The sequence below is a fragment of the Kitasatospora sp. NPDC090091 genome (assembly GCF_044747365.1).
In the GTDB taxonomy this organism is placed as follows: Bacteria; Actinomycetota; Actinomycetes; order Streptomycetales; family Streptomycetaceae; genus Kitasatospora.
In genome coordinates, this window is the sequence record NZ_JBIVDY010000012.1 from 21,980 (window position 1) to 43,518 (window position 21,539).

Below are 21,539 nucleotides of genomic sequence, written 5' to 3' on the forward strand. Positions count from 1 at the left end.
CGGGGGTGGGCGGGCCAGCATCGAGAGGTGTTCGAGCTGCTGCCCGGGACGGGTCTCGTGTTGCCGCGCCGGGCGGGCGTGCTGCGCTTCGGCATGCCCGAGCGGCAGGCCCAGTGGGCCGTGGCGACCCTGGCGGATGTGCACGAGACGTGGGTCTGCCAGACCGGCTGGGCCTTCACCGCCCGCTTCGAGGGCCTGGAGCTGCTGGCCTCCGGCGACCACACGGACCGGCTGGGACGCGCCGACCACGACCGGCACGGCTTCGCGGCCGTCGAGCTGCGCCGCTTCGAGGCGGTGCCGGGCGGGCCGTCGGCCGTGCCGGTCGTCCTGCGGGACGTCGACCTGTTCGGGTACCCGGCGGGGGAGGTGCTGGCCGCCCTGGCGCAGGACCCGCACCCCGCGGTGAGGTTGTCCCCGGCCCCGTCCCCGGCCGGCTACCTGCCGGCGGTCCTGCTCTCGGCCGACCGGCCACCGCCACCGCCACCGCCACCGCCGGCGTCGAGGGCGGGCTCGTGGGGGCGGAACGTGCGGCGGTAGGCGGCGGGGGAGACCCCGAAGGCCGTCCTCATGTGCGCGCGCAGGGAGTTGGCGGTGCCGAAGCCGGAGCGGTGGGCGACCAGGTCGATCGACAGGTCGGTGGTCTCCAGCAACTGTTTGGCCATTTCCAGGCGCTGGGCGGTGAGCCACTGCACCGGGGTCATCCCGGCCTCGTCGCGGAAGCGCCGGGTGAAGGAGCGCAAGCTCATCCGGGCGTGTTCGGCGAGCCGGGTGAGGGGCAGCGGCTCGCCGAGGTGCTCCAGCGCCCAGGCGCGGGTGGCGGTGGTGCTGGCGACGGTGGGCTCGGGCACCGGGCGGTCGATGTACTGGGCCTGCCCGCCGTCGCGCCAGGGCGGCACGACGCACATCCGGGCGGCCCGGTTGGCGACGGCGGCGCCGTGGTCGCGGCGGATCACGTGCAGGCACAGGTCCACGCCGGCGGCCACGCCGGCGGAGGTGAGCACGTCCCCGTCGTCGACGAAGAGGACCTCCTCGTCGACCTTGACCATCGGGTAGGCGCGGCGGAACTCCGGGGCGAGGTTCCAGTGGGTGGTGGCCGGCCGGCCGTCGAGCAGCCCGGCGGCGGCGAGCACGTAGGAGCCGGTGCAGATGGACACCAGCCGGGTGCCGGGCCGGATGCCGGCGATGGCCGCGTCGACCTCGGGGGGCAGCGGGCCGCCGAGGCCCAGCTCGGGCATGGCGTGGGTGGGCGGCACGATCACGGTGTCCGCGGCGGCCAGGGCCTCGGGACCGGCGGCCGGCTGGACGGTGAAGCCGGCGTCGCTGAGGACGGGTGCGCCGTCGGAGGTGCAGACGACGACGTCGTAGAGCGGGCGCCCCTCGGCGTCCTGTGCGCTGCCGAAGACCCGCGAGGGGATGCCGAGCTCGAAGGGCGGGACCCCGGGCAGGGCGAGCACGGCGATCCGGTGCCGGCGCGGCGGCGCCTGAACCACCCGCTCCCGCTCGTCCGACACCGCTGCCACCTGCATGCTGCCCATGGCCAGATCCTGTCACATAGTGGCCAAACGGCCAACACTGTGGCGGCCGGGGATACCGGATCGTGGACTGCGTCGCCGGGGGAACCCGGCGCCGTACGGATCCGAACGGGACGTGCGGAAGACGGAACGTGCGGAACGGGACATGCGAGAACGAGTCGCACACGGACGATCCGCACGGGAACGAGCCGAACGGCTCGGAACGACATCGGAACGAAAGACGAGGCGGACAGCATGCGAGCGATGGTCGTGGAGCAGTGGGGCGGGCCGGAGAACCTGGTCGAGCGCGAGGTGGAGCGCCCCGAGCCGGGCCTGAACGAGGTCCTCGTGCGCGTGCACGCGGCCGGCGTGAACCCGGTGGACTGGAAGACCCGGGCCAGCGGCGGCCTCATCGAGTGGGGCGCCGTGCCGGTGGTCGGCTGGGACGTCTCCGGCACGGTCGAGGCCGTCGGACCGGGCGTGGGGGTGTTCCGCCCCGGCGACGAGGTCTTCGGGATGCCGCTGTTCCCGCGCCAGGCCGGCGGCTACGCCGAGTACGTGGTGGCGCCGGCCCGGCACCTCGCCCCCAAGCCCACGGGCCTGACCCACGTGGAGGCGGCGGCACTGCCGCTGGCCGCGCTGACCGCCTGGCAGGCCCTGGTGGACGCGGCCGACGTGCGCCCGGGGGAGCGGGTCCTGGTGCACGCGGCGGCCGGCGGCGTCGGCCACTTCGCAGTGCAGATCGCCAAGGCCCGCGGCGCGTACGTCATCGGCACGGCCAGCGCCGGCAAGCACGACCTGGTGCGGGAGCTCGGCGCCGACGAGGTGGTCGACTACCGCGCCACGCGGTTCGAGGACGCCGTCTCCGACATCGACGTGGTTCTGGACGGGCTCGGCGGCGAGACGGCCGAGCGCTCCCTGAAGGTGCTCCGCCCCGGCGGCCGCCTGATCACCCTGCCCGGACCGGACGACGTCCCCGCCGCCCAGGACGGCGTGCGGGCCGCCTGGGTCCTGGTCGAGCCGGACCACCTGGGCCTGCGGGAGATCGCCGCCCTGGTCGAGCGGGGCGCACTGAAGCCCGTGGTCGAGACGGTCCTGCCGCTCGCGGACGCCGCCAAGGCCCACGAACTCGGCGAGCAGGGCCGCACCACCGGCAAGATCGTCCTCACGGTCGCCTGACCCGGAGCCGGGGCAGCCCCCGGCCCCAGCCTGGGGCCCGGGGACGGCGCCCGAGGACGGCGCCCGGGGACGGAGCCCGAGGACGGCGCCCGGGGACGGGGGTCGGGGACGGGGGTCGGGGGAGGGCATCGCCCGGCCGTTCACGACGGCGCGTCAACATGTCGGAACGCCAGCCGCATCGCGGACACCGGACAGTACCGGGACCGCCCGACACGGCACGTGAGGACGCTGCCCCCGGTCTGCCCGATCGGGAAACAGCTGTGCGCCGATGCCTCTGGCTCCGGGTGCGGGAGAACCGAATACTGCGCGGGTGAAGGATCGACGAACACCGAACGGCCCACGGCCGACGACACCCGGCGCCGGCCACCGCCCACCCCACACGCTGCGCCACCTCCTGCACCGCCTGCTGGCCGCCGGGGTGGCGGCAGCGCTGGCGGCCGGCCTCCTCGGCGCACTGGCCGGTACCGCGTACGCGGTACCGCCCGGATCGCAACTGCCCGCCACCTGGAACATGCTGCACACCCCGGCAGCCTGGGACGCGGCCTACAACCTCGCCCGCACACGCGACATCGTGGCCCTGCAGGAGGTTCCGGAAGCCCTGCCCAGCAACGGCAACCTCATCCACGTCGCGGCCCACACCTCGCCGGGCCACCCCTACGTCATCGACCACTACTACTACGTTCCCCAGCAGCCCGACCTGCCGGTGCGCAACCTCTACATCCTGCGGGACAGCGTGGTCCCCACGATGCTGCGCCTCGGCTTCTTCACGGCGCGCGAGGCCCGGCACGTGGAGGTCGTGGAGTCCACGATCGTGGGCAGCCGGCCGGCCCTGGCCATCGTCGACGGCGAGGGTGCCGAAGCGGTGATGTTCGCGTCCGTCCACGCCTTCTCGGGGGGCGGCGGGGACGCGCCGGACCTGGTCACCCAGGTGAGCGTCGCGGCGGGGGCGGAGAGCGCGGGCCGCTGGGCCGTGCTGGGCGACTACAACCGGGCACCGGACACCATGCAGGGCAACGTACCGGCCGGCTCCCGCGTCTACCGCTCCGGGCAGGGCACGCAGCTCAGCGGCAATGAACTCGACTACCTGGTCAGCAGCATGGACGTCGAGGCCTGGAACACCGTCCACGTGGGCCAGAACCACGCGAGCGACCACTTCCAGGTGTACTTCGGCGCCCAGCAGGGCGGTGCCGAGACCCAGGTCGTGGCCTACCGGGACACCGGCACCGCGGAGCTCGCGGCCCTCGGGGAGCCGGTGGTGCCCGCGGCCGACGGCTCCCTGGTCGACGCGTTCTGGGCGCAGAGCCACCGGCAGCTGTGGCGCAGCGCCCGGTCGTTCGCGTTCGGCGACGAATGGTTCGTCCAGCTGCAGAACGTGCAGTCGAAGAAGTGCCTGACGACCGGGGCCCCCTTCCTGGCCACCGCACCGGTGGTGACGGCGACCTGTTCGCTCAACCCCACCGCCGGCGAGCTCTGGTCCTACAACCCGGCGCTGCACACCCTCAGCACCTCCAAGGGCCAGATCGTCCAGGCGAGGACGGACGACACCACCCCGGTGATCGCCCTCCGGCCCTTCAGCTCGGTGATGTTCCCCAACCAGCCGGCCGTTCTCGAACAGCGCCCCGTCGACCTGGCCACCTTCTTCAACGGAGGGACGACGCCCCGGACCGGGGTGGCACTGGTCGACAGCAGCACCCACCAGCGGCTCCAGGACTACCACCCGTGGATCGGTTCGCACCGGCTCGCCGAGGGCAGCAACGTCAGCAGCGGAGCCGCCGGGACGGACGAGCGCTGGGCCCTCGAAGTCGGGCCGTGGGTGGGCTTCAAGATCAAGAGCACCCAGCGGAACGAGTACGTCGCCGTAGTGGGGGACGGGACGACGGCCGGCCTGGTCGCCGACGCCACCGGACCGGAGTCCTCGTGGTACTTCGACGGGCCGCTCCTGAAGAACATGACGACGCACGGAGCGCTGGGCGACTTCGGCGGCGGCACGCTCCACGTCGGCCGGACCGTCAGGACGGAGATCTCCGTCGAGTCGTACGAGTCCCAGCCCGTGGTGCGGGAGATCCCGACCGAGGCCATCGGCAAGGCGACCTCGTTCCTGGCCACGACCATGGACCACTACGGCTCGCCCGCCGATCTGCGCGTGCCGCGCAGCTACACCGGCGGCCACTTCGCCCCCGGGGAGGAGTTCGGCCCCGAGGGCTACCAGGCGTCCTTCACCTACGACAACGCGCTGGTCATCACCGCCCTGCTGATGCAAGGGTCGAGCAGCGGCGTCAGCCACGCGATGGAACTCGGCGACAGCCTGCTCTACGCCCAGGCCCACGACATCGTCCCCGACGGGCGGATCCGGGCGTCCTACGAGCCGCAGCCGTTCGTCACCGCCACCGGAACGCCCTACGTGGGCGGATTCTCCGTCTACACCGGGAACATGGCCTGGGCGGGGATGGCCCTGACCCGCCTCCACCGCGTCACCGGTGAGCAGCGCTACCTCGACGGTGCGCTGAGGATCGCGAACTGGATCCAGACCAACGCGGCCGACACGCGCGGCGCGGGCGGCTACACCGGAGGCCTGCGCAACAGCGACGGCACCGGCGCCGAGATGACCCCCATCCAGTGGAAGGCCACCGAGCACAACATCGACACGGGCGCGTTCTTCGCCATGCTCGCCGCCGCCACCGGCGACCAGGTGTGGAAGACCCGTTCGGACAACGCCTTCGCCTTCGTCGCCGGCATGCAGGCGGACGACGGCCGGCTCTGGACGGGCACGGGCCTGGACGGCGTGACCCAGAACCGCGACACCGTCCCGGAGGACGTGCAGACCTGGAGCTACCTGGCCACGCTCAACCCCGCCTACGCCCGCTCGGTCGACTGGGCCGCCGGCAACCTGGCCGCGACCGACGGCCCGTTCACCGGGGTCAGCTTCGGCCGCACCGACACCTCCAAGGTCTGGTTCGAGGGCACCGCGCACCTCCTGGCCGCGTACTACGCCCGGGGCGCTGCCGGTGACGACGCCAAGGCGGCCGCGCTCCTGGCCACGCTCAAGCTCGCCCAGACCCAGGCACCCAACGGCGACGGCCGCGGCATCGTGGCCGCCTCCGGTGACGGCCTCACCACCGGCGAGGGCGACACGTACTACGCGTCACTGCACACCGGTGCGACGGCCTGGTTCGTCATCGCCGCACTCGGGCGCAACCCCTTCCGGTTCTGAGGCCGGGGCCGGCCGGCGGCCCGCCCGCCGGCCCGCCACCGACGGACGGCACCCGGGGCTCCGGCACGTGCGGGGCAGCACGTGCCGGAGCCCTGCCTCTTCCCGTCCGCCCGTGGGCGCGCCGGTTGCCGCGGCCCTGCGAAGGGCCAAGATGGGAAGTGGTGCCGCCTGCGGACCCGCCCGCCCGGCGCTCGCGACCGGGACGCCGGGCCGGCCGGCGGGTGGGACGGCGTGGAGGAGGTGCGGCGATGAGCACGGTGGAGGAGTCGATCGACGTGGAGGTGCCGGTCCGCGTCGTCTACGACCAGTGGGCCACGTTCGAGGACTTCCCGCAGTTCATGGAGGGCGTGGAGGAGGTCAGGCAGCTGGACGACCGCCACGCCCACTGGCGGACGAAGATCGCCGGACTGGCCCGGGAGTTCGACACCGAGATCGTCGAGCGGGTGCCCGAGGCGCGGGTCGCCTGGCGCACCACCGGTGAGAGCGTGAAGCACACCGGCACGGTCGACTTCGAATCGCTCGGCACGGCCCGGACGCGGGTGACGATGACCATGGCCTTCCAGCCCACCGGCTTCGCCGAGAAGGCCGCCGACAAGCTGGGCGTGCTCGACCGCCAGGTGCGGGGCGACCTGCGCCGCTTCAAGAAGTTCGTCGAGGGCCGCGACGCCGGGACCGACCCGCAGTCCGCGTCCGAGAGCGGCTGACGCCCCGGCCCGGCAGGCCGCCGAGGCTCTGCCGCCGCCCCGCCGAGGCCCGGCACCCCCGGCACCGGAATCCGCTTTCGTCCCGCCCCGCCCCCTTGCCAGACTGGGGCCACCGAGTCCCACGGAGCCACCGAGCCGGACCCCGGGGCTGCGGCTCGCCCGCGCGCCCGAACGGCGGTCGCCTGCAACCGAAGCGTGGGCACGGCATCGCCAACCATCACGGTGCAGAACTGTCTGACGAAGCATCGGCCAAGTTGCTGGCAAGCGTGCACGACGATCGCTCGTTGTCCAAAACGGACTACCCTGCGCAATTCATTCTGCAGGCCAAACGGATTCACCTGACTGCGACATGATGACTCCATTCGGTGACTCTGTCTGTGGCTCTATGAAATGGTGCGCCATCGGCGGATAATTACAGGTGGCGGGTGTGGTGCTTGCTAGGGAGGCAGCCATGTCTGGCCCTAATTTGCCTAGTGATAACCCAAGGCCCAGTATCTTACTTGCCGCTTTTGGGGCGCTTCTGGTCCTTGCGGCATTAGCGGGATTCTTCCTGGAGATCAATGGCGCCATGGCGGGCACCATGTTGACGCTTGGCGTGATCCTCCTCTTGTTTGCCGTGCTGGCTCCGAGAATGGTGGGCGATCAAATAGTCTTTGGCGTTTTTCGCTTCAGGCTGTCCCCCAGGGGTGGGGAGGGAGTTAGAAATGGTGAGCGTGAGATTGCCGAGGGGGCCGTTGTGCGGATGGATGAAATTCGAGACGCCGTGGAAGAGCGGGAGCTCTCGGAATCTGAGGATCCAAAATGAGTGCCCTGGAAATAGTGGTTGCGCTATCCGTGGCAGATAAGCTTAAGGGATTGTCGGCGTCGACCTTCCGGCGCTTCATCGATGGCCTGTCGCGCAGTGTCGAAATGATCGAGTCGGGTGATGTGGCACCTGCGAATGAGGTGGCCCCTCCCGGATCGCTCACCGTTGGCGGGAATAGCTATTCTGCCATTGATACCGATGCGGGTATTGCTTTGGTTCGCCCTATGGATGAATCGGAGCGTGAGAGGTTCAATATCTCCGGGCCGCGCGGTTTCGTGCTGGCAGACGTGCTCCCGGTGGAAGAGGTGAAGGCGTCCAGCGAGGCATCGCTAGAGCATGCTTTGCCTAAGGCAACTGGCGCTGCGCGTTGAAATTCCGCCCGGGTATTTGCTTGATGGCAGGAGCGGCAGGGGAGTCGGACGTTTCCCGGCCGCGTTCTCACCGTCGTGCGCAATGGGGGTGATGTGGTCGACGTCGAGGGCAGTGGCGATGTGCGATGTCCTGCAATTTGCCTACAGGCCAACGCCGTTGGCGTTCACGGCGCGGTCACGCGTGGAGGTGTTCCTTCGTTGCCTCGTCGAGCGTCATGTCGGACGTCCGCTGGGCCCGGACAGCGAGCCCGACCAGCAGTGGGCACGGGTCCGCTGCGAGCCCGAGACGTTGAGGCCGCTCACCATGGCGGACATCCAGCAACCGGCCGGCCGCCAACGCCCACACCGACCCGAGCGGTCCGCGGCATCGTGCTCCCTACGAGACGCCCGTGCGCGCCGCGAGCTCCCGCACACCGGGCACCGTCACCGGGGCGTACAGCAGGTCCGCGGTCAGTGCCCGCAGTGCCGGCCGGCGGACTTCCTCCGGCGCCACCTGCTCCGTGAACCGCAACGCGGCAAGCGTCCTGCGGTGGTCTCCCAAGTGGTGCCACATGCGGGCACAGTCCGTCCCGAACCGGGCCCGCCGCTCCGCCGTCGGCAACTTCCCCGGCGCGATCCGCGCCGCGTACGGAACGCCTTCATCCGGTGTGCCCAGCGCCGTGTGCACGCCGATCCAGTACAGATCCACCTGCGCGCTGGTCGCGTCGACCGTGAACAGCGGGCCGGCCGGCCGGCCGGTCGTGCTGCCGAGGCGGCCGACCACGTCCTCGGCGCCCGTCATCAAGTCGAGGGCATCGGCGCGGCGCCGGCCGCACGCGGCCGTATAGGCGGCCGTCATCAGCAGCGTCGCCGCTACTGCGCGGGACATGTCGGCCCCTTGCGACAGCTCGCCTGCGGTGCGGCGTAGGAGGCCGACCGCCGCGGCCGGACGCCCGGCACGCCGCATCGTGATCGCCAGGACCCGGGCCGCCTCCCCCTGCACCACCGGTTCGCCACTGGCCTGGGCCGCGGCCAGCGCCCGGTCCGCCGCCGGCCATGCCACATCGGCGTGCGCTTTCACCGCGAGCTCCGTCGCCAGCACCCAGGCACGGGCCACGCACGCGTGCGCCTCTTCCCGGGCCCGGCCGGACAGAGCCTCGCGGGTCGCCTGAGCCGTGCCCAACAGGGTGGGCAGAGCCTCCCCGAGGTCCGCGTACCGTGCCGCGGTGAACTGCGCGCGCGCCGACGCCAGCTGTCGACCAAGCTGCGGCAGAGACGTGGGCGCCGACGCAGCGGGTTCGTACAGCGCCCCGACGATCCCGGCCGACGCATCCGGCCGTGAGGCGGACGCTACCCTTGCCGGGAGCACCGACGCCCCCGCCGCCGCCATACCCGCCACGAGCAGCTGCCTGCGGAGCATGGCGTCCTCCTGATCCGGGGTCACATCCCCCGCCAGGGTAGCCGCTCGGCCCACGCCGATGGCGTCACGCGGCAGGTCCAACGCCTCCGCAATCAGCAGCAGCGGCTGCTCGGCCGGCCGCAACAGGCCGGCCTCAACCCGGCTGATCGCAGACGCCGAGTAGCCACACGCCCGACCCAGTTGGGCCTGAGTCATCCGCTGCGCACACCGGGCGGCCCTGATGACCGTCCCAAGCTGACGCTGAGTTGCCACGGAGGCCGCCCTTCGACTGCACGGGCTGGCCACGCTACTGGCTCCACCGCGCCGCCAGGCAGGGCGCGCATGAGGTGTGCGGAGCACGCACACGGCGTGCGAGAGCACCCCCACGGCATCCCCGCCCCGGCCGCCGCCCGGTTACCTGGTGGTGCCCGGCCGGCGGACCTCTGCCACTCCCACCCAGGAGAGAGCCATGAGTGCGACTCTGCTCGACCGACCCATCGCCGAGAACCCGCCCGCCACCATCCCGGCGCCCAGTACGCTGCCGGAGCGGGACGACCAGCCGGCCGCCCGCACCTGCCCGGTCTGCGGATCGGGTGCGACGTTCCAGACCATGGACGGGCGGTGGGGCTGCACCCAGTGCGGCGCCACCTGGGCCTGACACACCGGGGAGGACCCGATGGCGAACTGCGCGCAGTGCCGCACCACTGAAGTGGTGATCGAGGATCTCGACGTGCAGCCGCCGCGGCCCTGGTGCCTCGGATGCGCCACCGCCCTCGTGCGAGCCGGCGATCCGGTGGTCAACTACCGTACCCTCGACGGCGGGGACGAGTACGGCCGCGTCCTCGCCGGCGGCAGCACCGCCGTCCTGCCCTTCCGCTGACACGTACGACGAAGCGCGCCCCGCCCTCCGAGGAGAGCGGGGCGTCGCGCCAGGGCTGGCCGAACCCTCGCACGCCCTGCCGACAACCCCGCCGGCCGTGACGGTTCGGGCCCTCGGGCGAGGCCTCGGGCATGCCTCTGTGTGCCGTCCGTCCCACGCGCCCGGCCGGGGGCGCCGGGGCGCGGGTCGGTGTCGGAGCCGGGCGGGGCGGCGGTGACGGGCTAGGCTCGCGTGGTCGTCACGGCTCGTGGTCGTCACGGGGAGCGCGGAGGTCAGGACGGTTCGGTTCAAGCGCGAGGTTGTCATCGGGGCGATGACCTTCTGGCTCCGTCCGGCGTTCACGCTGCGCGTGGTCAAGCGGTTCCAGCGGATCGTGGGTTTCGACCGGGCCATGGCACTCGCGTCCGGCGCGCTGGCGGCCCTGATCCCGCTGGCGATCCTGTGCGGCACGTTCCTCGTCCTCCTCGGCAGGAGCGATGTGGCCGACCACATCGTGCAGCGCTACGGACTGACCGGCGGCGGGGCCGAGGCCGTCGAGGAGGTCCTGTCGCCGCCCGCGGGGACGGACGCGAGCGTGGACGTCCTCGGCGCGGTGTTCCTGGTCATCTCGCTGCTGAGCTTCAGCCGGGCGATGCAGCGGATGTTCGAGCAGACCTGGGAACTCAGACCACTCAGCGTGCGCAACACCCCGAACGGGCTGCGGTGGATCCTCGGCCTGATCGTCTACCTGGCGGTCGTCGGCATGCTGCACGCCGTCCTCGACCGGGGACGCCACGACCTGGCGGCGGTCCTGCTGGCGGCGCCGCTGACCGGGGCCTTCCTGGTCTGGGGAGGCTGGGTCCTGTCCGCCCGGCGGATCACCCCGGCCGACCTGGTCCCGTTCGGCGTCATCGCCGCCACGCTGACGGCGCTCTACTCGGCCGCCGCGGCCGTCTACCTCCCGCGCCTGCTCACGTCCTACGCCAACAGGTACGGCTCGGCGGGCGCGGTCTTCGCCACGCTCTCGACCCTGTTCGGCGCGATGGTCGTCATCGTCGCCTCCATCGCGGTGGGACGGGAGGTGTGCGACGAACTGCGCCGGGTGCGCCGGGGGGAGCGCCCACCCGAGGACGAGGTCCGTCGGCAGTGGCAGGAGCTGGTCGACGAACTGCGCTCGCGCTGGCGCACCACCGCACCGCGCCGCCGCCGGCCGGGAGGCCCGGGCCGACCGGGCGACCCGCCCCGCGAACAGGACCCTCCGCCACGCGAACCGGACCCGTGACCCGCACCCGCTGCGCCCGGGAGACCGCCTCCGCGGTGCTCCCCCGCGCACGCCCGGGGCGCAGGAGCGGACTGTAGGGTGAGGCCATGGCAGCCGCCCCGAAAGGGATCTCCCGGGTCGATGCGCTGCAGAACCTCCTGACCGACCTCTTCGCCACACCGGTCGCCGTCGACCGCTGGGAGCGAGTGGAGCCGTGGACCATCGCCAAGGTCCGCCTTCGGAGTACTTCCGCGCTTCCGCGCTCCGTCGTCGTCAAGTGGGTACCGGACGGGCAACGCGATGCGCGCCCCGCCCCGTGGCGGCTGCGCACCGAACTGGCTGCGCTTCAGTTCCTCCGTGAGGAACTCGGGACCGCCCTCGCCCCCCGCGTCATCGCCGCCGACACTGCCGCGGGGTTCCTCGTCCTGGAAGACCTCGCTCCCCGTGTCGCCCTGGACCAGCTGCTCCGGCAGGACGGAGTGGCAGGCCACGGCGACCGACTGGCCGCGTTCGCCCGCGCCCGCGGTGCGTTGAGCGCGGCCACCGCAGGTGGGGCCGAGGCCTACTACGCCCGCCGGGCCGGGCTGGGACCGGTCGATGCCGCGGCAGACGCCGCGGGACGGTTCGCCCCGCTCCGGGAAGAGGCGATCCGGCGCACCGCAGCGCTCGGGGCACCCCTCACCGACCGGGCGGGTCGCGAACTCGCCGCATCCATGGAGGAATTGGAGAACCCGGGACCCTTCCTCGCCCTGAGCAACGGGGACGCGGAGGCCAACAACGTCCTGCTCCATGCCACCGGGCCGGCCGACGCCCGTCTCATCGACTTCGAATTCGCCGGCTACACCCACGCGCTGACCGATGCCGTCTGCCTGTACGTACCGGGCCCCGCCTGGCTGACCGTGGGCGATCCCGCCACCACGGGCGCCGCCGACCACTACCGCCACGCTCTGGCCCTCGGCATCCCCGAAGCCGAGGACGACCGTCGCTACGGAGACGGCCTCGCCGCGGCCTGCATGTCATGGGCGCTGGTCCGACTGCAGCGGGTCGCCCTGCTCGACACCCGCTCCCCGGGCGACCACAGCCGACTTCAGCTCATCGCCACGCTGGAAGCCGCCGCACACACCGCCGACACCCACCGGTCCCTGCCCCACCTCACCGCCTGGATCCGCCGCACCGCCGCAATGCTGCGCCGCCGCTGGCCCGACGCGGACCAGGACTTCGCCGACCCGACGAGGTTTCCGCCCTACCGCGCCCGGCGCTGAGCTCCGGCGGGCGTCCGTCCGTCCCCGCCCGCCGTGTTCGGCGTAGTGGATTCGGTCCCGCCGAAGCCGCACCGGACACCGCCCCGGCGCTGTACTCTGTCTCACCCCGCTTGACACGGACGGCAGTTGGGGGACCGGTGGGGACAGGCAAGGTCGCGGTGGACGAGCGCTACGTGCTGACGCTGGGGTGTCGGGTGAGCGTGGAGGCCGGGGTCGGATCGACCAAGGTCACCTGGAGCATCCAGGGGATCGGGGGCGAGGACAGGAAGCGTCCGCGCGAGGGCGACCAGGTCGTCTCGTTCACCTGCGGCCGGTGCCGGCGGAACTTCTGCGCCACCGTCGAGAGCCGCAGCAAGACCCGCTCGAAGCGGCTCGTCTACCAGGTGCTGGGGTGGCTGCTGCTGCTCTCGCTGCTCGTCACGGTGCCGGTCGTCGTCCACCTGGGCGGGCAGACCGTCGACGAGAACGATTCCGGGGCCACGGACCAGCTGGGGATCTTCCTGCTGATGGCGGTCGTGGGCTTCATCGCAGGGCTGACCTTCGTCCAGCTCGGCCGGGCCCACGCGGGCGTCAGGAAGTTCCGCCTGGTCCGCCCCGACGGCCGGCGCACCGTCTGGGTCCGCGGACACCGCCTGTTCTGATCGGCGGATCCGGCCGCTTCCGGCGTCGCGCCCCTGAGGAAGACGGCCGTGCTTGCAAATGGCGCGCGTGTGCAACTATTGTCGAGTCAAGAAAAGAGCATCTGCAATCACTTGGGAGGGGGCGCCAGGCCGCCCGCAACCCTCCCAGCGCCGCCGGAGCCCCGGGAGTCCCCCATGACCACCACCCTCTTCACCCCCTACACCCTGCGGGCGCTGACCGTCGCGAACCGGATCTGGATGCCGGCGATGTGCCAGTACAGCGCCGCGCCGGACGGGGCCGAGGCCGGCGTCCCGACCGACTGGCACTTCACCCACCTGGCGGCGCGCGCCACCGGCGGCACCGGGCTGATCATCACCGAGGCCACCGCCGTCAGCCCCGAGGGGCGCATCAGCCCGTACGACCTCGGCATCTGGAACGACACGCAGGCCGCGGCCTTCCGGCGGATCACCTCCTTCCTCAAGGCCCAGGGCACCGTCGCGGCCATCCAGCTCGCCCACGCCGGACGCAAGGCCTCCACCGAGCGGACCTGGGTCGAACGCGGCCGCGCCCTCGCCCCGGACGAGGCCCACGGCTGGACGCCGGTGGGCCCCAGCGCCGTCCCCTTCACCCCCGCCCACACCACGCCCGACGAGCTGACCGAGGAGCAGATCGGCGCGATCGTCCGCCAGTTCGCCGACGCCGCCCGGCGCGCGCTCGACGCCGGCTTCCAGGTCGCCGAGATCCACGGCGCCCACGGCTACCTGATCCACGAGTTCCTCTCCCCGGCCACCAACCACCGCACCGACGCCTACGGCGGCTCCTTCGAGGGCCGCATCCGCTTCGCCCTGGAGGTCGTGGACGCCGTCCGCGCCGTGTGGCCGCAGGACCTGCCGGTGTTCTTCCGCATCTCCGCCACCGACTGGCTCACGGAGAACCTTCAGGACGGCCGCGAGGGGTGGACCTCGCAGGACACCGTCCGGCTGGCCAAGGAGCTCCAGGCCCACGGCGTGGACCTGATGGACGTCTCCACCGGCGGCATCGTCCCCGACGCCCGGGTCGAGGCCGGACCCGACTACCAGGTCCCCTTCGCCGAGGCGGTGCGCCGCGAGGCCGGCATGCCCGTGGCGGCCGTCGGCCTGATCACCGACCCCGCCCGCGCCCAGGCCATCCTCACCGCCGACCGGGCCGACGCCGTCCTGATCGGCCGCGAACTGCTGCGCAACCCCTCCTGGGCACGCCACGCCGCCGCCGAACTCGGCGCCCCGACCCCCGGCCCCGTCCAGTACCACCGCGCCTAGGGTCACGTCTCTCCGGCGCGCTCTTCCGGATCTCGCCAGGTGCAAGATCCGGTCGCCGCCCGGCCTCGCCCGGGAGCATGGGCGAGGCCGCGGGGCCGGCGGACGCGCCTATCGGGGCTGCGTCTGCTGCCAGGCCTGGGTGAACAGGGTGGGCAGCGGGCGGGTGGGGACCAGGGCTGTGTGGGCGGCGCCGGGCCGGGCGGCGGTGGCGGGCAGCAGGGCGAGCTTGCCGGCCTCGACCGGCAGCCGGGGCACCTTCAGGTCCAGCCACGGGCCCGGGGTGAACAGGCTCCGGCCGGCCCGGGCCCGGCGGGCCTCCACCACGAGGCCGGTGGCGCGCACCTGCTGCTGGGCGGCCTTCAGCGCGGCGCCGGACCAGCCCGTCCACTGCCGCACGCGGCGGTCGGTGGGATCGGGCAGGGCGAGCAGCATCAGGTACAGCGCGGCGGCGTCCGCCGACACCCCCAGGGCGGCCGCGCACTCGGCGACGACGCCGGGTGCGCTGCGGCGCGGGTCCTGCTCCCAGCCGGGGGCGCGGTCGGCGTCGGCGCTCAGGTGGTGGCCGAGGGCGGCGAGGTCGCCGGAGAGCAGGATGCGCAGGTCGGTCAGGGCGGGCAGGCCGGAGCCCGAGGGCAGGGCCTGCGAGGGGAGCAGGCGCTCGAAGTAGTCGTCGAGCGCATCGAGGGCCGGGGCATCGGGGCCTTCGAGCCGGTCCGGGCGGACCAGGACGTGCCACTGGCCCGTGGCCGCGTCGTCCACCACCTCGACGCCGGGCAGGTCGGCCAGCGGCTGCGGGGACGGCGGCCGGCCGGTGGAGGCCCGCCGGTCGGCGGAGAAGACCCGCCACCGCGCCACGCCGCTGCCGCCCGCCGCACCGTCGCCGTCGGCGGCGCGCAGGGCGGCGGCGCCGAGCGCGGGCCGCAGCGGGTGGCCGGCCGGTGTGCGGTAGGCCAGCCATGCCATCGCGTACGGCGAGGCGTACGGCGCGGGCGCGTCGTCCGGGCTCGACGCGGGTGCGACGGCGGCGGACAGCAGGGAGGTGAGCCGGCGGCGGGGCCGGCGCGGTCCGGGCGGGCCCGGGTCCACGGCGGGGCCGGGGGCGGCCGGGGCCCAGGGGCCCTTGGGGAACCGGATCTCCTTTGCGGCCTCCGCCATCAGGTCGGCGGCGACGGGGAGTGCGCCGAACCGGTCCTGCCACCACGTCACGGCCCGGTCCAGGTCCGGCCCGTGCGTCCACAGCCGCTCCGGCTGCTCGGGGAGCAGCCGGGTGCGGAACTCCCGGAGGGCGTCGCGGCCGATCCGGCTGCCGAGCTCCTTCTCGGCGGGAGTCGGGTAGTCCCGGTGGTTGGGCCGGAGGGCGAGCAGGGCGCCGGCCTCGTCGGCCGTCAGCGCGAGCCGCCGGGCCAGGTCCTCGACGGCCTGGGGCCGGGCGGGCAGCGGGCCGCGTTCGGCGAGCAGCCCGAGATAGGTGTGCAGCCAGGCGGCGTCGGCCGCGGGGGTCAGCTCGTGCCGGGTCTCCACGGCGCAGCCGCCGGCGGCGGCCAGCGGGCCGTGTGCGGGGAAGGTGCCCGACGGTGCGTACTCCAGCAGGACAGCCCGGTTGAAGGTGCTGTGGAGGACGACGGCGGTCGAGTCGGCGGTGCGGTACACGTGGCCGACCGGGGGCGTCGGGTGGTTCGCCGGGGAGGAGACCGTGACGGTGCACCAGCGCCCCGGTCCCTGCTCGGCGACGAACGGCAGCTCGGCGTACTCGCGCAGCCGTGCGGCGCTCACGGTGTCGCCGTGCAGCAGCTCGGTCTGCGGGTCGACGACCAGGTACGGGAGGGCGGCGGGCGCGCCCGGGACGATCGCGCTCGGGCGGTCGAGGTCGCCGTCCCACGGCGGGCCGTCGGCGGCGGCCGCACGCAGCCGGCGCCCGAGCCGGACCCGGGCCGGTGCCGGCGCGTCGGCCGCCACGGCGGCCGGCCCGTCGGACGCCCCGCCGGTCGCTTCCCCGACCGCCTCCGCGGCCGGTTCGTCGGCCGGTTCGTCGTCGGCCGCCTCGTCGGCCGGGGTCAGCAGCGGGACGAGGTGGGCGAGGCCGTTGCGGCAGTTCGCGGCGACCTGCACCAGGCGCCCGAACTCCACGGCGACCTGCTCCTCGTCCTCCAGCCCCAGGAGCCGGCCGATCCGCTGGCGGACCTGGCCCGCCACACCGTCCCGGAAGACGGACCGGGCCTCCACCCCGCCCAGCAGCAGCTCGGCGCCGGCCCGGTCCAGCGGGCGCTCCGGCGCTCCCGCGGCCACGGCGGCCACCAGCAGCGCGGCGGCGTCCACGGCGGCCAGCCGCTCGGCCCGGCCCCGGTCGGCGAGGAGCCCGACGGCGGCGCCGACGTGCATGAAGCGGGCGAGCATCAGCGCCACCTCGTCCAGCTCCAGGACGGGCAGTTCGGCGAGTTCCTCGTCGCACCACTGCGCCAGCGCCCGGCGGCCCGGGTCGGTGCCGACCAGGACGGGCACCTGGGCCCAGCCCTTCGGGTCGTGCGGCTGGTACCAGAGGTTGTGCGCGTCGCCGCCGTTGGTCAGCTCGAACTCGGCCTGCAGCAGGGCCCGGATCTCCCGGGCGAAGCGCGGATCGGAGGTGAGGGCGCGCAGTTCGGGGCGCGGGGCGACGTCGAGGCGGTGCAGGTAGGGGTCGGCGAGCCGCGGCGGCGGGTCGGCGACGGGCGCGCCCGCGGCCAGCAGGACGTCGAGGACGCCCAGTCGCAGGGTGGTCACCCGGCTGTTCCTGGTCCACCGGCTGGGGTAGGGCAGGTCCACGGGCACGCCGTCGGCGGCGATCCTGGGCGCGAGCAGTTCGGCCAGGCGGTACAGCCCGGGGACCGGGCGGTACACCCGGTCGGCCAGCGCGACGAGGAGGTGCAGCCAGTGGGCGGCGGTGCCGGGCGGCGGGCCGTCGGGGCCGGGCGCCGCGGTGAGCAGGGCCAGCGCGCCGGTGTGTTCCAGGTAGGCCAGGGCCACGGGCGACTCCAGCACGCCGGACGGCGGCCCGGCGGCGACCACCTCGTGGGCCAGGCGGGGGAGTTCGGCACGGACCTTCTCCCAGGCGGGGGAGGCGAGCAGGGCCGTCCAGAACTCGACGGCGGCCTCGGTCCACAGGTTGCGGGCGGGCAGCAGGCGCACGGCGAGGCGGGCCAGTTCGCGGTCGGGGTCGAGGCCGGCCGCGCGGGCGGTGCGCGTGAGGTCGGCGGCGAGCTTGGGGTGCACGCCGTCGCGGGCCGCGCGGTCGGCGAGCAGGGTCAGGGTGCGGCGGGCCGCGTCCCGGTCGGCGCCCCGCGCGGTGACCTGCCGGACGCGTTCACGCAGGGCGGTGTCGGTGAGCGCGCCGGCGGCGTCCACGGCCGCGTAGCGGGCGTCCAGCCACTCCTGGTCGACGCGTTCGGCGGCGGTGCGTTCGGCGGCCCTGGCCCGGCCGAACCACGCGGCGGCGTCGGCCCGTTCGCCGCCGTGGCGCAGGCACTGGTCGGCCACGCCGTCCAGGAAGCAGCGCAGCAGCACCGGTTCGGCGGCGGCGATCTCCTTCAGCACGCCGTCCACCTCGCGCTTGATGTACACCCGCCAGCTCGCGGTCGTCTGCTCCAGGCGCTCGACGTAGTGCAGCACCTCCTCCGCCCGGGTGGGGTGCTCGGCCAGCGCGGACTCGGGGAAGGGCACCGTCGCGGGGCCGGGCAGAGCGGTCGGCCGGGTGCCGACCGGCTCCCAGCCCAGGCGCGCCATCAGGTGGTCGCGGTGGCGGGCGGCGGCCGCGCCGGTGAGCAGGATCCGCAGGTCGCCCGGGAGGGCGGGGTGGCGGTAGGAGCGGGCGAGCAGGGTGTCCTCACCGTCCGGCTCCGGGCCCGGGCCCACGGCGGTGAGGCCGGCCTGCGTCAGCGCGTCCTGCCAGGCGCCGTCCGCCGAGAGTGCCTCCAGCAGGTCGTCCGGCACCGCGACGGCCTCCCGGACCAGGCGCTCGGCCTCCCGCAGGCACGCCTGGCGGTGGGCGACCACGCCGTCGGCGAGGGCGAGCAGCCGCGGCAGCCCCGGGTGGACGGCCAGCGGGGCCGGCGCCTTCTTCAACGCCCGCCCCCGCTCGTTGCGGTGGACGACCCGCCCGTCCTCCAGCCGGGCGGTGTAGCCGCCGGCACTGATCTCCCAACTCATGGCGCCCCCTGAGGATCGTCTGCGCGATCCGGGCAGCCTAACGATCACCTCCGACGTCACCACCGCGGACCTCGGGCTCCGGCTCCCGGGCCGGCCACAGGCCCTATGGAGCCCGGACCACCCCCCGGGCGCGGGTCTCCTCGGTGCGTTCGGGGAGCAGCAGGACGGCGCCGACGAGGAAGCAGACCGCGCCGATCAGGGTCGTGGCGTTCGCCCCGGTGGTGTTGAGGACCTGGCCGGTGACCGGGTCGATGTACCCGGCGACGGCGGAGACGCCGAAGGCGACGGACCCGACGAGGTTGGCCAGCGCGATCCACCAGGCCCAGGACGCCGGCCGCCAGGCGGTCCAGGCGTGGCAGGTCTCGTACCAGGCGAGGAGGCTGGAGACGAGGAAGCAGACCGAGCCGATCGCGTCGGGCCGCCAGATGTGCCGGTGGGCGGTGGCCGCGGACAGGTTGTCCGCCATGGCGACACCGGTGCTGACGTTGAAGTACACGGTGCCCACCAGCTGGACCCCGGTGGCCCACCAGTCGATCCGCCGTGGCTGGAGGACGAAGAACCGCCGGTGCGCGGGGTTCTGCGCCGGTGGGCCGGCGTCGACCGCCTCGCGGTAGCACAGGAACGACGCCGCGGTGAAGAACAGCGACCCGACGAAGTAGGTGACGGTGTCCCACCGTTCCCCGACCGCGTCGGTGTAGCCGGGCACCGATCCGAGGGCGAACAGCAGCGACCCGACGGCGAACAGCACCGCGATCCACCAGCCGCGGGCGGTGGGCGCCCACCACGTCGACCCGGTGGCGGGTTGCTGGTGCTTGCGGTGGCGCCGCGACTCCCACCGCACCACGACGCCGTCCGGGCGCACGTGGTCGACGAACGTCAGCGGGCTGCCGGTGTGCCGGCCGCCCCGGTGCCGCCCCGGCACCGGCGGCTCCTGCCCGCTGGGCCCGTTCGGCCGGCCCGGCCCGCTCGTCGTCATCGCCCGCCTCCGTCCCGGATGCCGCGTGGGCCGGCTCGGGCCGGCCCTGCGCTGCCCTCACACCGTCGCACGGCCGCCCGGGCCGTCGCAGTCCAGAGGCCCTGCCCACGGGGCCGGCCGGGGCGGCCGGGCGTCACACCCGGTGACCGCCCCGGGCCCGGACGCCGCCCGCCCGGCGACCCGCTGCTCCCGCGGTCAGAATCCGATCCTGAGCCGGAGTCGGAGCCGGCACCCGCCGGGGCGGTCGTCGGTGTCGATGCCGACCGTCACCGGCCCGCGGTCGGTCTCCGCCCAGTGGTACCCGGTGTTCCGGCACTGGGCGGGGTTGCCGTCCGGGTCGTACTGGACGTCGAGCGCGACGTACGTCTGCCCGATCCTCGGCACGGCGAGGGTGAGGTCGCAGCCGCCCGGCCGGTTGTCGGTGTCGATCCGCACGGCGGGGCCGAAGGTCCGGGCGTCGCTGCGGATCGGCATGGTGTAGGTGCCCTGGTTGCCGCACTGCGCCGGGTCCCCGCCGCCGGTGGCCTGGAGGGCGTAGGTGAGGGAGACGCCGTCCAGGTCGAGATCGGGGTCGTGGATGCCGAACGCCAGCCGGCAGCCGCCCGGACGCCCGTCGGTGTCGAAGCGGATGACGTCGCTCCACGTCCCCTCCGCGATCCACTGGTCGCCCGTCCGCCCGCCGCACTGGCCGGGATCGCCGTCGGGGTCGAACCGGATGCCGAGCTCCGCCGGCTGGAACTGCCGGATCCCCGTCTGCGCCTGCGCCTGCGGCGCGGGGAGCGCGGGCACCGCGACGGCCGCCGCCACCGCCCCGAACGCCGCCAGCCTGTGCGCGAATCTCCTCATGACGCTGCTTCCCTCCGCTTACGAACATCCGGGACCGGAACCACAGGATGTCGAGGGCGTGGACACGCCAAGCAAAGGCCGCGGCCGACATGCCCGCGCGCCACCCGAAAGACCCAGCCGCGCCGGCCGTCGCCCGCCGGCCGTCGCCCGCGTGCCGCCGGAGGGCGGGTGGGTCAGCGGCGGGGCGGCAGGCGGTGGAGCTGCACATCGGTGAGGTGCCCGTCGTCCAGGCGGGCGGTCAGGTAGGTGGCGAAGGGCTGGCGGCGCCGGTCGGTCGGCGAGCCCGGATTGAGCAGCCGCAGGCCGCCCGGGGTGCGGCTGTCCCACGGGATGTGGCTGTGCCCGAAGACCAGGACGTCCGTGTCGGGGAACCGTGCCTCGCACCGCTGCTCGCGGTCCCGGGCGGGCCCGGTCTCGTGGACGACCGCGAAGCGGACGCCCTGGAGGTCCACGCGGGCGATCTCGGGCAGCCGCTCCCGCAGCGCGGCCCCGTCGTTGTTGCCGTGGACGGCGACCAGGCGCCGGGACCGGGCCTGGAGCAGGTCGAGCGTGGCGGTGTCGACCCAGTCGCCGGCGTGGAACACGACGTCGGCGTCGTCGACGGCGTCGAGCAGCAGTGCGGGCAGCGAGCGTGCCCGGGTGGGGACGTGGGTGTCCGAGGTCAGCAGAAGTCGCATCGCGGTGGGAACGACCGGGCCGGCCCGGGGGTAACGACCCCGCCCCGCAGCGGCCCCCGGCGAGGTCCCCGGAGCATCGGGCTGTCCCGAGCCCGCTGCGGCGCCGCATACTGCTGGCGGGTGATCGGTGATTGTGGGTGTTCGACCGTCAGGAGGGGGCCCGTGAGGTGGTCCGGCGCCGGTGGCGCGACGAAATCGGCTTCCTGGCCTGTGCGTTCGGCCTGGGGAGGGCTCGGTCTCGTCCTGCTCGCCTGGACGGTGTTCGAGGCGGCGAAGCACACCGGTCTCACCGTCCCGGCCGCAGTGGTCGGGCTCCTCGTCCCCTTCCTCGCCGGCCTCGCGCCGGGCTCCGCAGCGGCCCGGCACGCCCTGCTGCGGGTGTGGGTCCCGCTCGCCGTCAT

Annotated in this window: 18 protein-coding genes; 12 read left to right on the forward strand and 6 right to left on the reverse strand. The window is 74.0% G+C overall.

Annotation, left to right across the window (positions count from 1 at the left end):
- The first annotated feature begins 27 nt into the window (after positions 1-27).
- Positions 28-537, forward strand: a complete 510-nt coding sequence (locus ACIPSC_RS21380; protein WP_400827536.1) for a hypothetical protein — start codon at positions 28-30, stop codon at positions 535-537.
- On the opposite strand, the gene ACIPSC_RS21385 is transcribed toward ACIPSC_RS21380, so the two are convergent.
- On the reverse strand, positions 435-1,526 hold the full coding sequence (locus ACIPSC_RS21385) for a GlxA family transcriptional regulator (RefSeq protein ID WP_400827889.1): 1,092 nt from the start codon (positions 1,524-1,526) through the stop codon (positions 435-437). The genes ACIPSC_RS21380 and ACIPSC_RS21385 overlap by 103 nt on opposite strands.
- Positions 1,527-1,766: 240 nt before the next feature.
- Between ACIPSC_RS21385 and ACIPSC_RS21390 the strand changes: the two genes are divergently transcribed.
- The 5 genes from ACIPSC_RS21390 to ACIPSC_RS21410 all read left to right on the forward strand — a co-directional run bounded on the left by ACIPSC_RS21390 (position 1,767) and on the right by ACIPSC_RS21410 (position 7,781).
- Positions 1,767-2,690, forward strand: a complete 924-nt coding sequence (locus ACIPSC_RS21390; RefSeq protein WP_400827538.1) for an NADP-dependent oxidoreductase — start codon at positions 1,767-1,769, stop codon at positions 2,688-2,690.
- A 310-nt stretch (positions 2,691-3,000) separates the two neighbouring features.
- A complete protein-coding gene (locus ACIPSC_RS21395) occupies positions 3,001-5,901 on the forward strand; it encodes a hypothetical protein (protein ID WP_400827540.1) in 2,901 nt (966 codons plus the stop codon).
- Positions 5,902-6,149: 248 nt separating this feature from the next.
- Entirely contained in the window at positions 6,150-6,605 is a 456-nt protein-coding gene (locus ACIPSC_RS21400; RefSeq protein WP_400827541.1) for an SRPBCC family protein, read from the forward strand.
- A 451-nt stretch (positions 6,606-7,056) separates the two neighbouring features.
- Positions 7,057-7,410, forward strand: a complete 354-nt coding sequence (locus ACIPSC_RS21405) for a hypothetical protein (protein WP_400827543.1) — start codon at positions 7,057-7,059, stop codon at positions 7,408-7,410.
- Entirely contained in the window at positions 7,407-7,781 is a 375-nt protein-coding gene (locus tag ACIPSC_RS21410) for a hypothetical protein (protein WP_400827544.1), read from the forward strand. Before ACIPSC_RS21405 ends, ACIPSC_RS21410 begins: the two co-directional genes overlap by 4 nt.
- A gap of 376 nt (positions 7,782-8,157) precedes the next feature.
- Here the strand turns inward: ACIPSC_RS21410 and ACIPSC_RS21415 are convergent, their stop codons facing one another.
- Positions 8,158-9,546, reverse strand: coding sequence for a helix-turn-helix domain-containing protein (locus ACIPSC_RS21415; protein WP_400827545.1), 1,389 nt, complete (start codon positions 9,544-9,546; stop codon positions 8,158-8,160).
- An 82-nt stretch (positions 9,547-9,628) separates the two neighbouring features.
- On the opposite strand from ACIPSC_RS21415, the gene ACIPSC_RS21420 reads away from it, so the two are divergent.
- The 6 genes from ACIPSC_RS21420 (at position 9,629) to ACIPSC_RS21445 (ending at position 14,460) form a co-directional block, all read left to right on the forward strand.
- Entirely contained in the window at positions 9,629-9,817 is a 189-nt protein-coding gene (locus ACIPSC_RS21420) for a hypothetical protein (RefSeq protein WP_400827546.1), read from the forward strand.
- Between the two features lie 18 nt (positions 9,818-9,835).
- A complete protein-coding gene (locus tag ACIPSC_RS21425; RefSeq protein ID WP_400827547.1) occupies positions 9,836-10,039 on the forward strand; it encodes a hypothetical protein in 204 nt (67 codons plus the stop codon).
- 313 nt (positions 10,040-10,352) lie between these two features.
- The gene (locus ACIPSC_RS21430; RefSeq protein ID WP_400827549.1) at positions 10,353-11,300 is read left to right on the forward strand and encodes a hypothetical protein; all 948 of its coding nucleotides are present in this window, start codon (positions 10,353-10,355) and stop codon (positions 11,298-11,300) included.
- 86 nt (positions 11,301-11,386) lie between these two features.
- Complete coding sequence (locus ACIPSC_RS21435) at positions 11,387-12,541, forward strand: hypothetical protein (RefSeq protein WP_400827550.1); 1,155 nt, start codon at positions 11,387-11,389, stop codon at positions 12,539-12,541.
- Positions 12,542-12,678: 137 nt separating this feature from the next.
- Positions 12,679-13,182 carry a hypothetical protein gene (locus tag ACIPSC_RS21440; protein WP_400827552.1) on the forward strand — a complete coding sequence of 168 codons (504 nt, stop codon included), beginning with the start codon at positions 12,679-12,681 and terminating at the stop codon, positions 13,180-13,182.
- A gap of 174 nt (positions 13,183-13,356) precedes the next feature.
- Positions 13,357-14,460 (forward strand): NADH:flavin oxidoreductase/NADH oxidase, encoded by a 1,104-nt coding sequence (locus ACIPSC_RS21445; protein ID WP_400827553.1) that lies wholly within the window; start codon positions 13,357-13,359, stop codon positions 14,458-14,460.
- Positions 14,461-14,568: 108 nt separating this feature from the next.
- On the opposite strand, the gene ACIPSC_RS21450 is transcribed toward ACIPSC_RS21445, so the two are convergent.
- The 4 genes from ACIPSC_RS21450 to ACIPSC_RS21465 all read right to left on the reverse strand — a co-directional run bounded on the left by ACIPSC_RS21450 (position 14,569) and on the right by ACIPSC_RS21465 (position 21,138).
- Positions 14,569-18,639, reverse strand: a complete 4,071-nt coding sequence (locus ACIPSC_RS21450; RefSeq protein WP_400827555.1) for a hypothetical protein — start codon at positions 18,637-18,639, stop codon at positions 14,569-14,571.
- Positions 18,640-18,742: 103 nt separating this feature from the next.
- The gene (locus tag ACIPSC_RS21455) at positions 18,743-19,615 is read right to left on the reverse strand and encodes a hypothetical protein (protein ID WP_400827557.1); all 873 of its coding nucleotides are present in this window, start codon (positions 19,613-19,615) and stop codon (positions 18,743-18,745) included.
- 195 nt (positions 19,616-19,810) lie between these two features.
- The gene (locus tag ACIPSC_RS21460; protein WP_400827558.1) at positions 19,811-20,461 is read right to left on the reverse strand and encodes a hypothetical protein; all 651 of its coding nucleotides are present in this window, start codon (positions 20,459-20,461) and stop codon (positions 19,811-19,813) included.
- Positions 20,462-20,634: 173 nt separating this feature from the next.
- On the reverse strand, positions 20,635-21,138 hold the full coding sequence (locus ACIPSC_RS21465; RefSeq protein ID WP_400827560.1) for a metallophosphoesterase family protein: 504 nt from the start codon (positions 21,136-21,138) through the stop codon (positions 20,635-20,637).
- Positions 21,139-21,539: the final 401 nt, after the last annotated feature.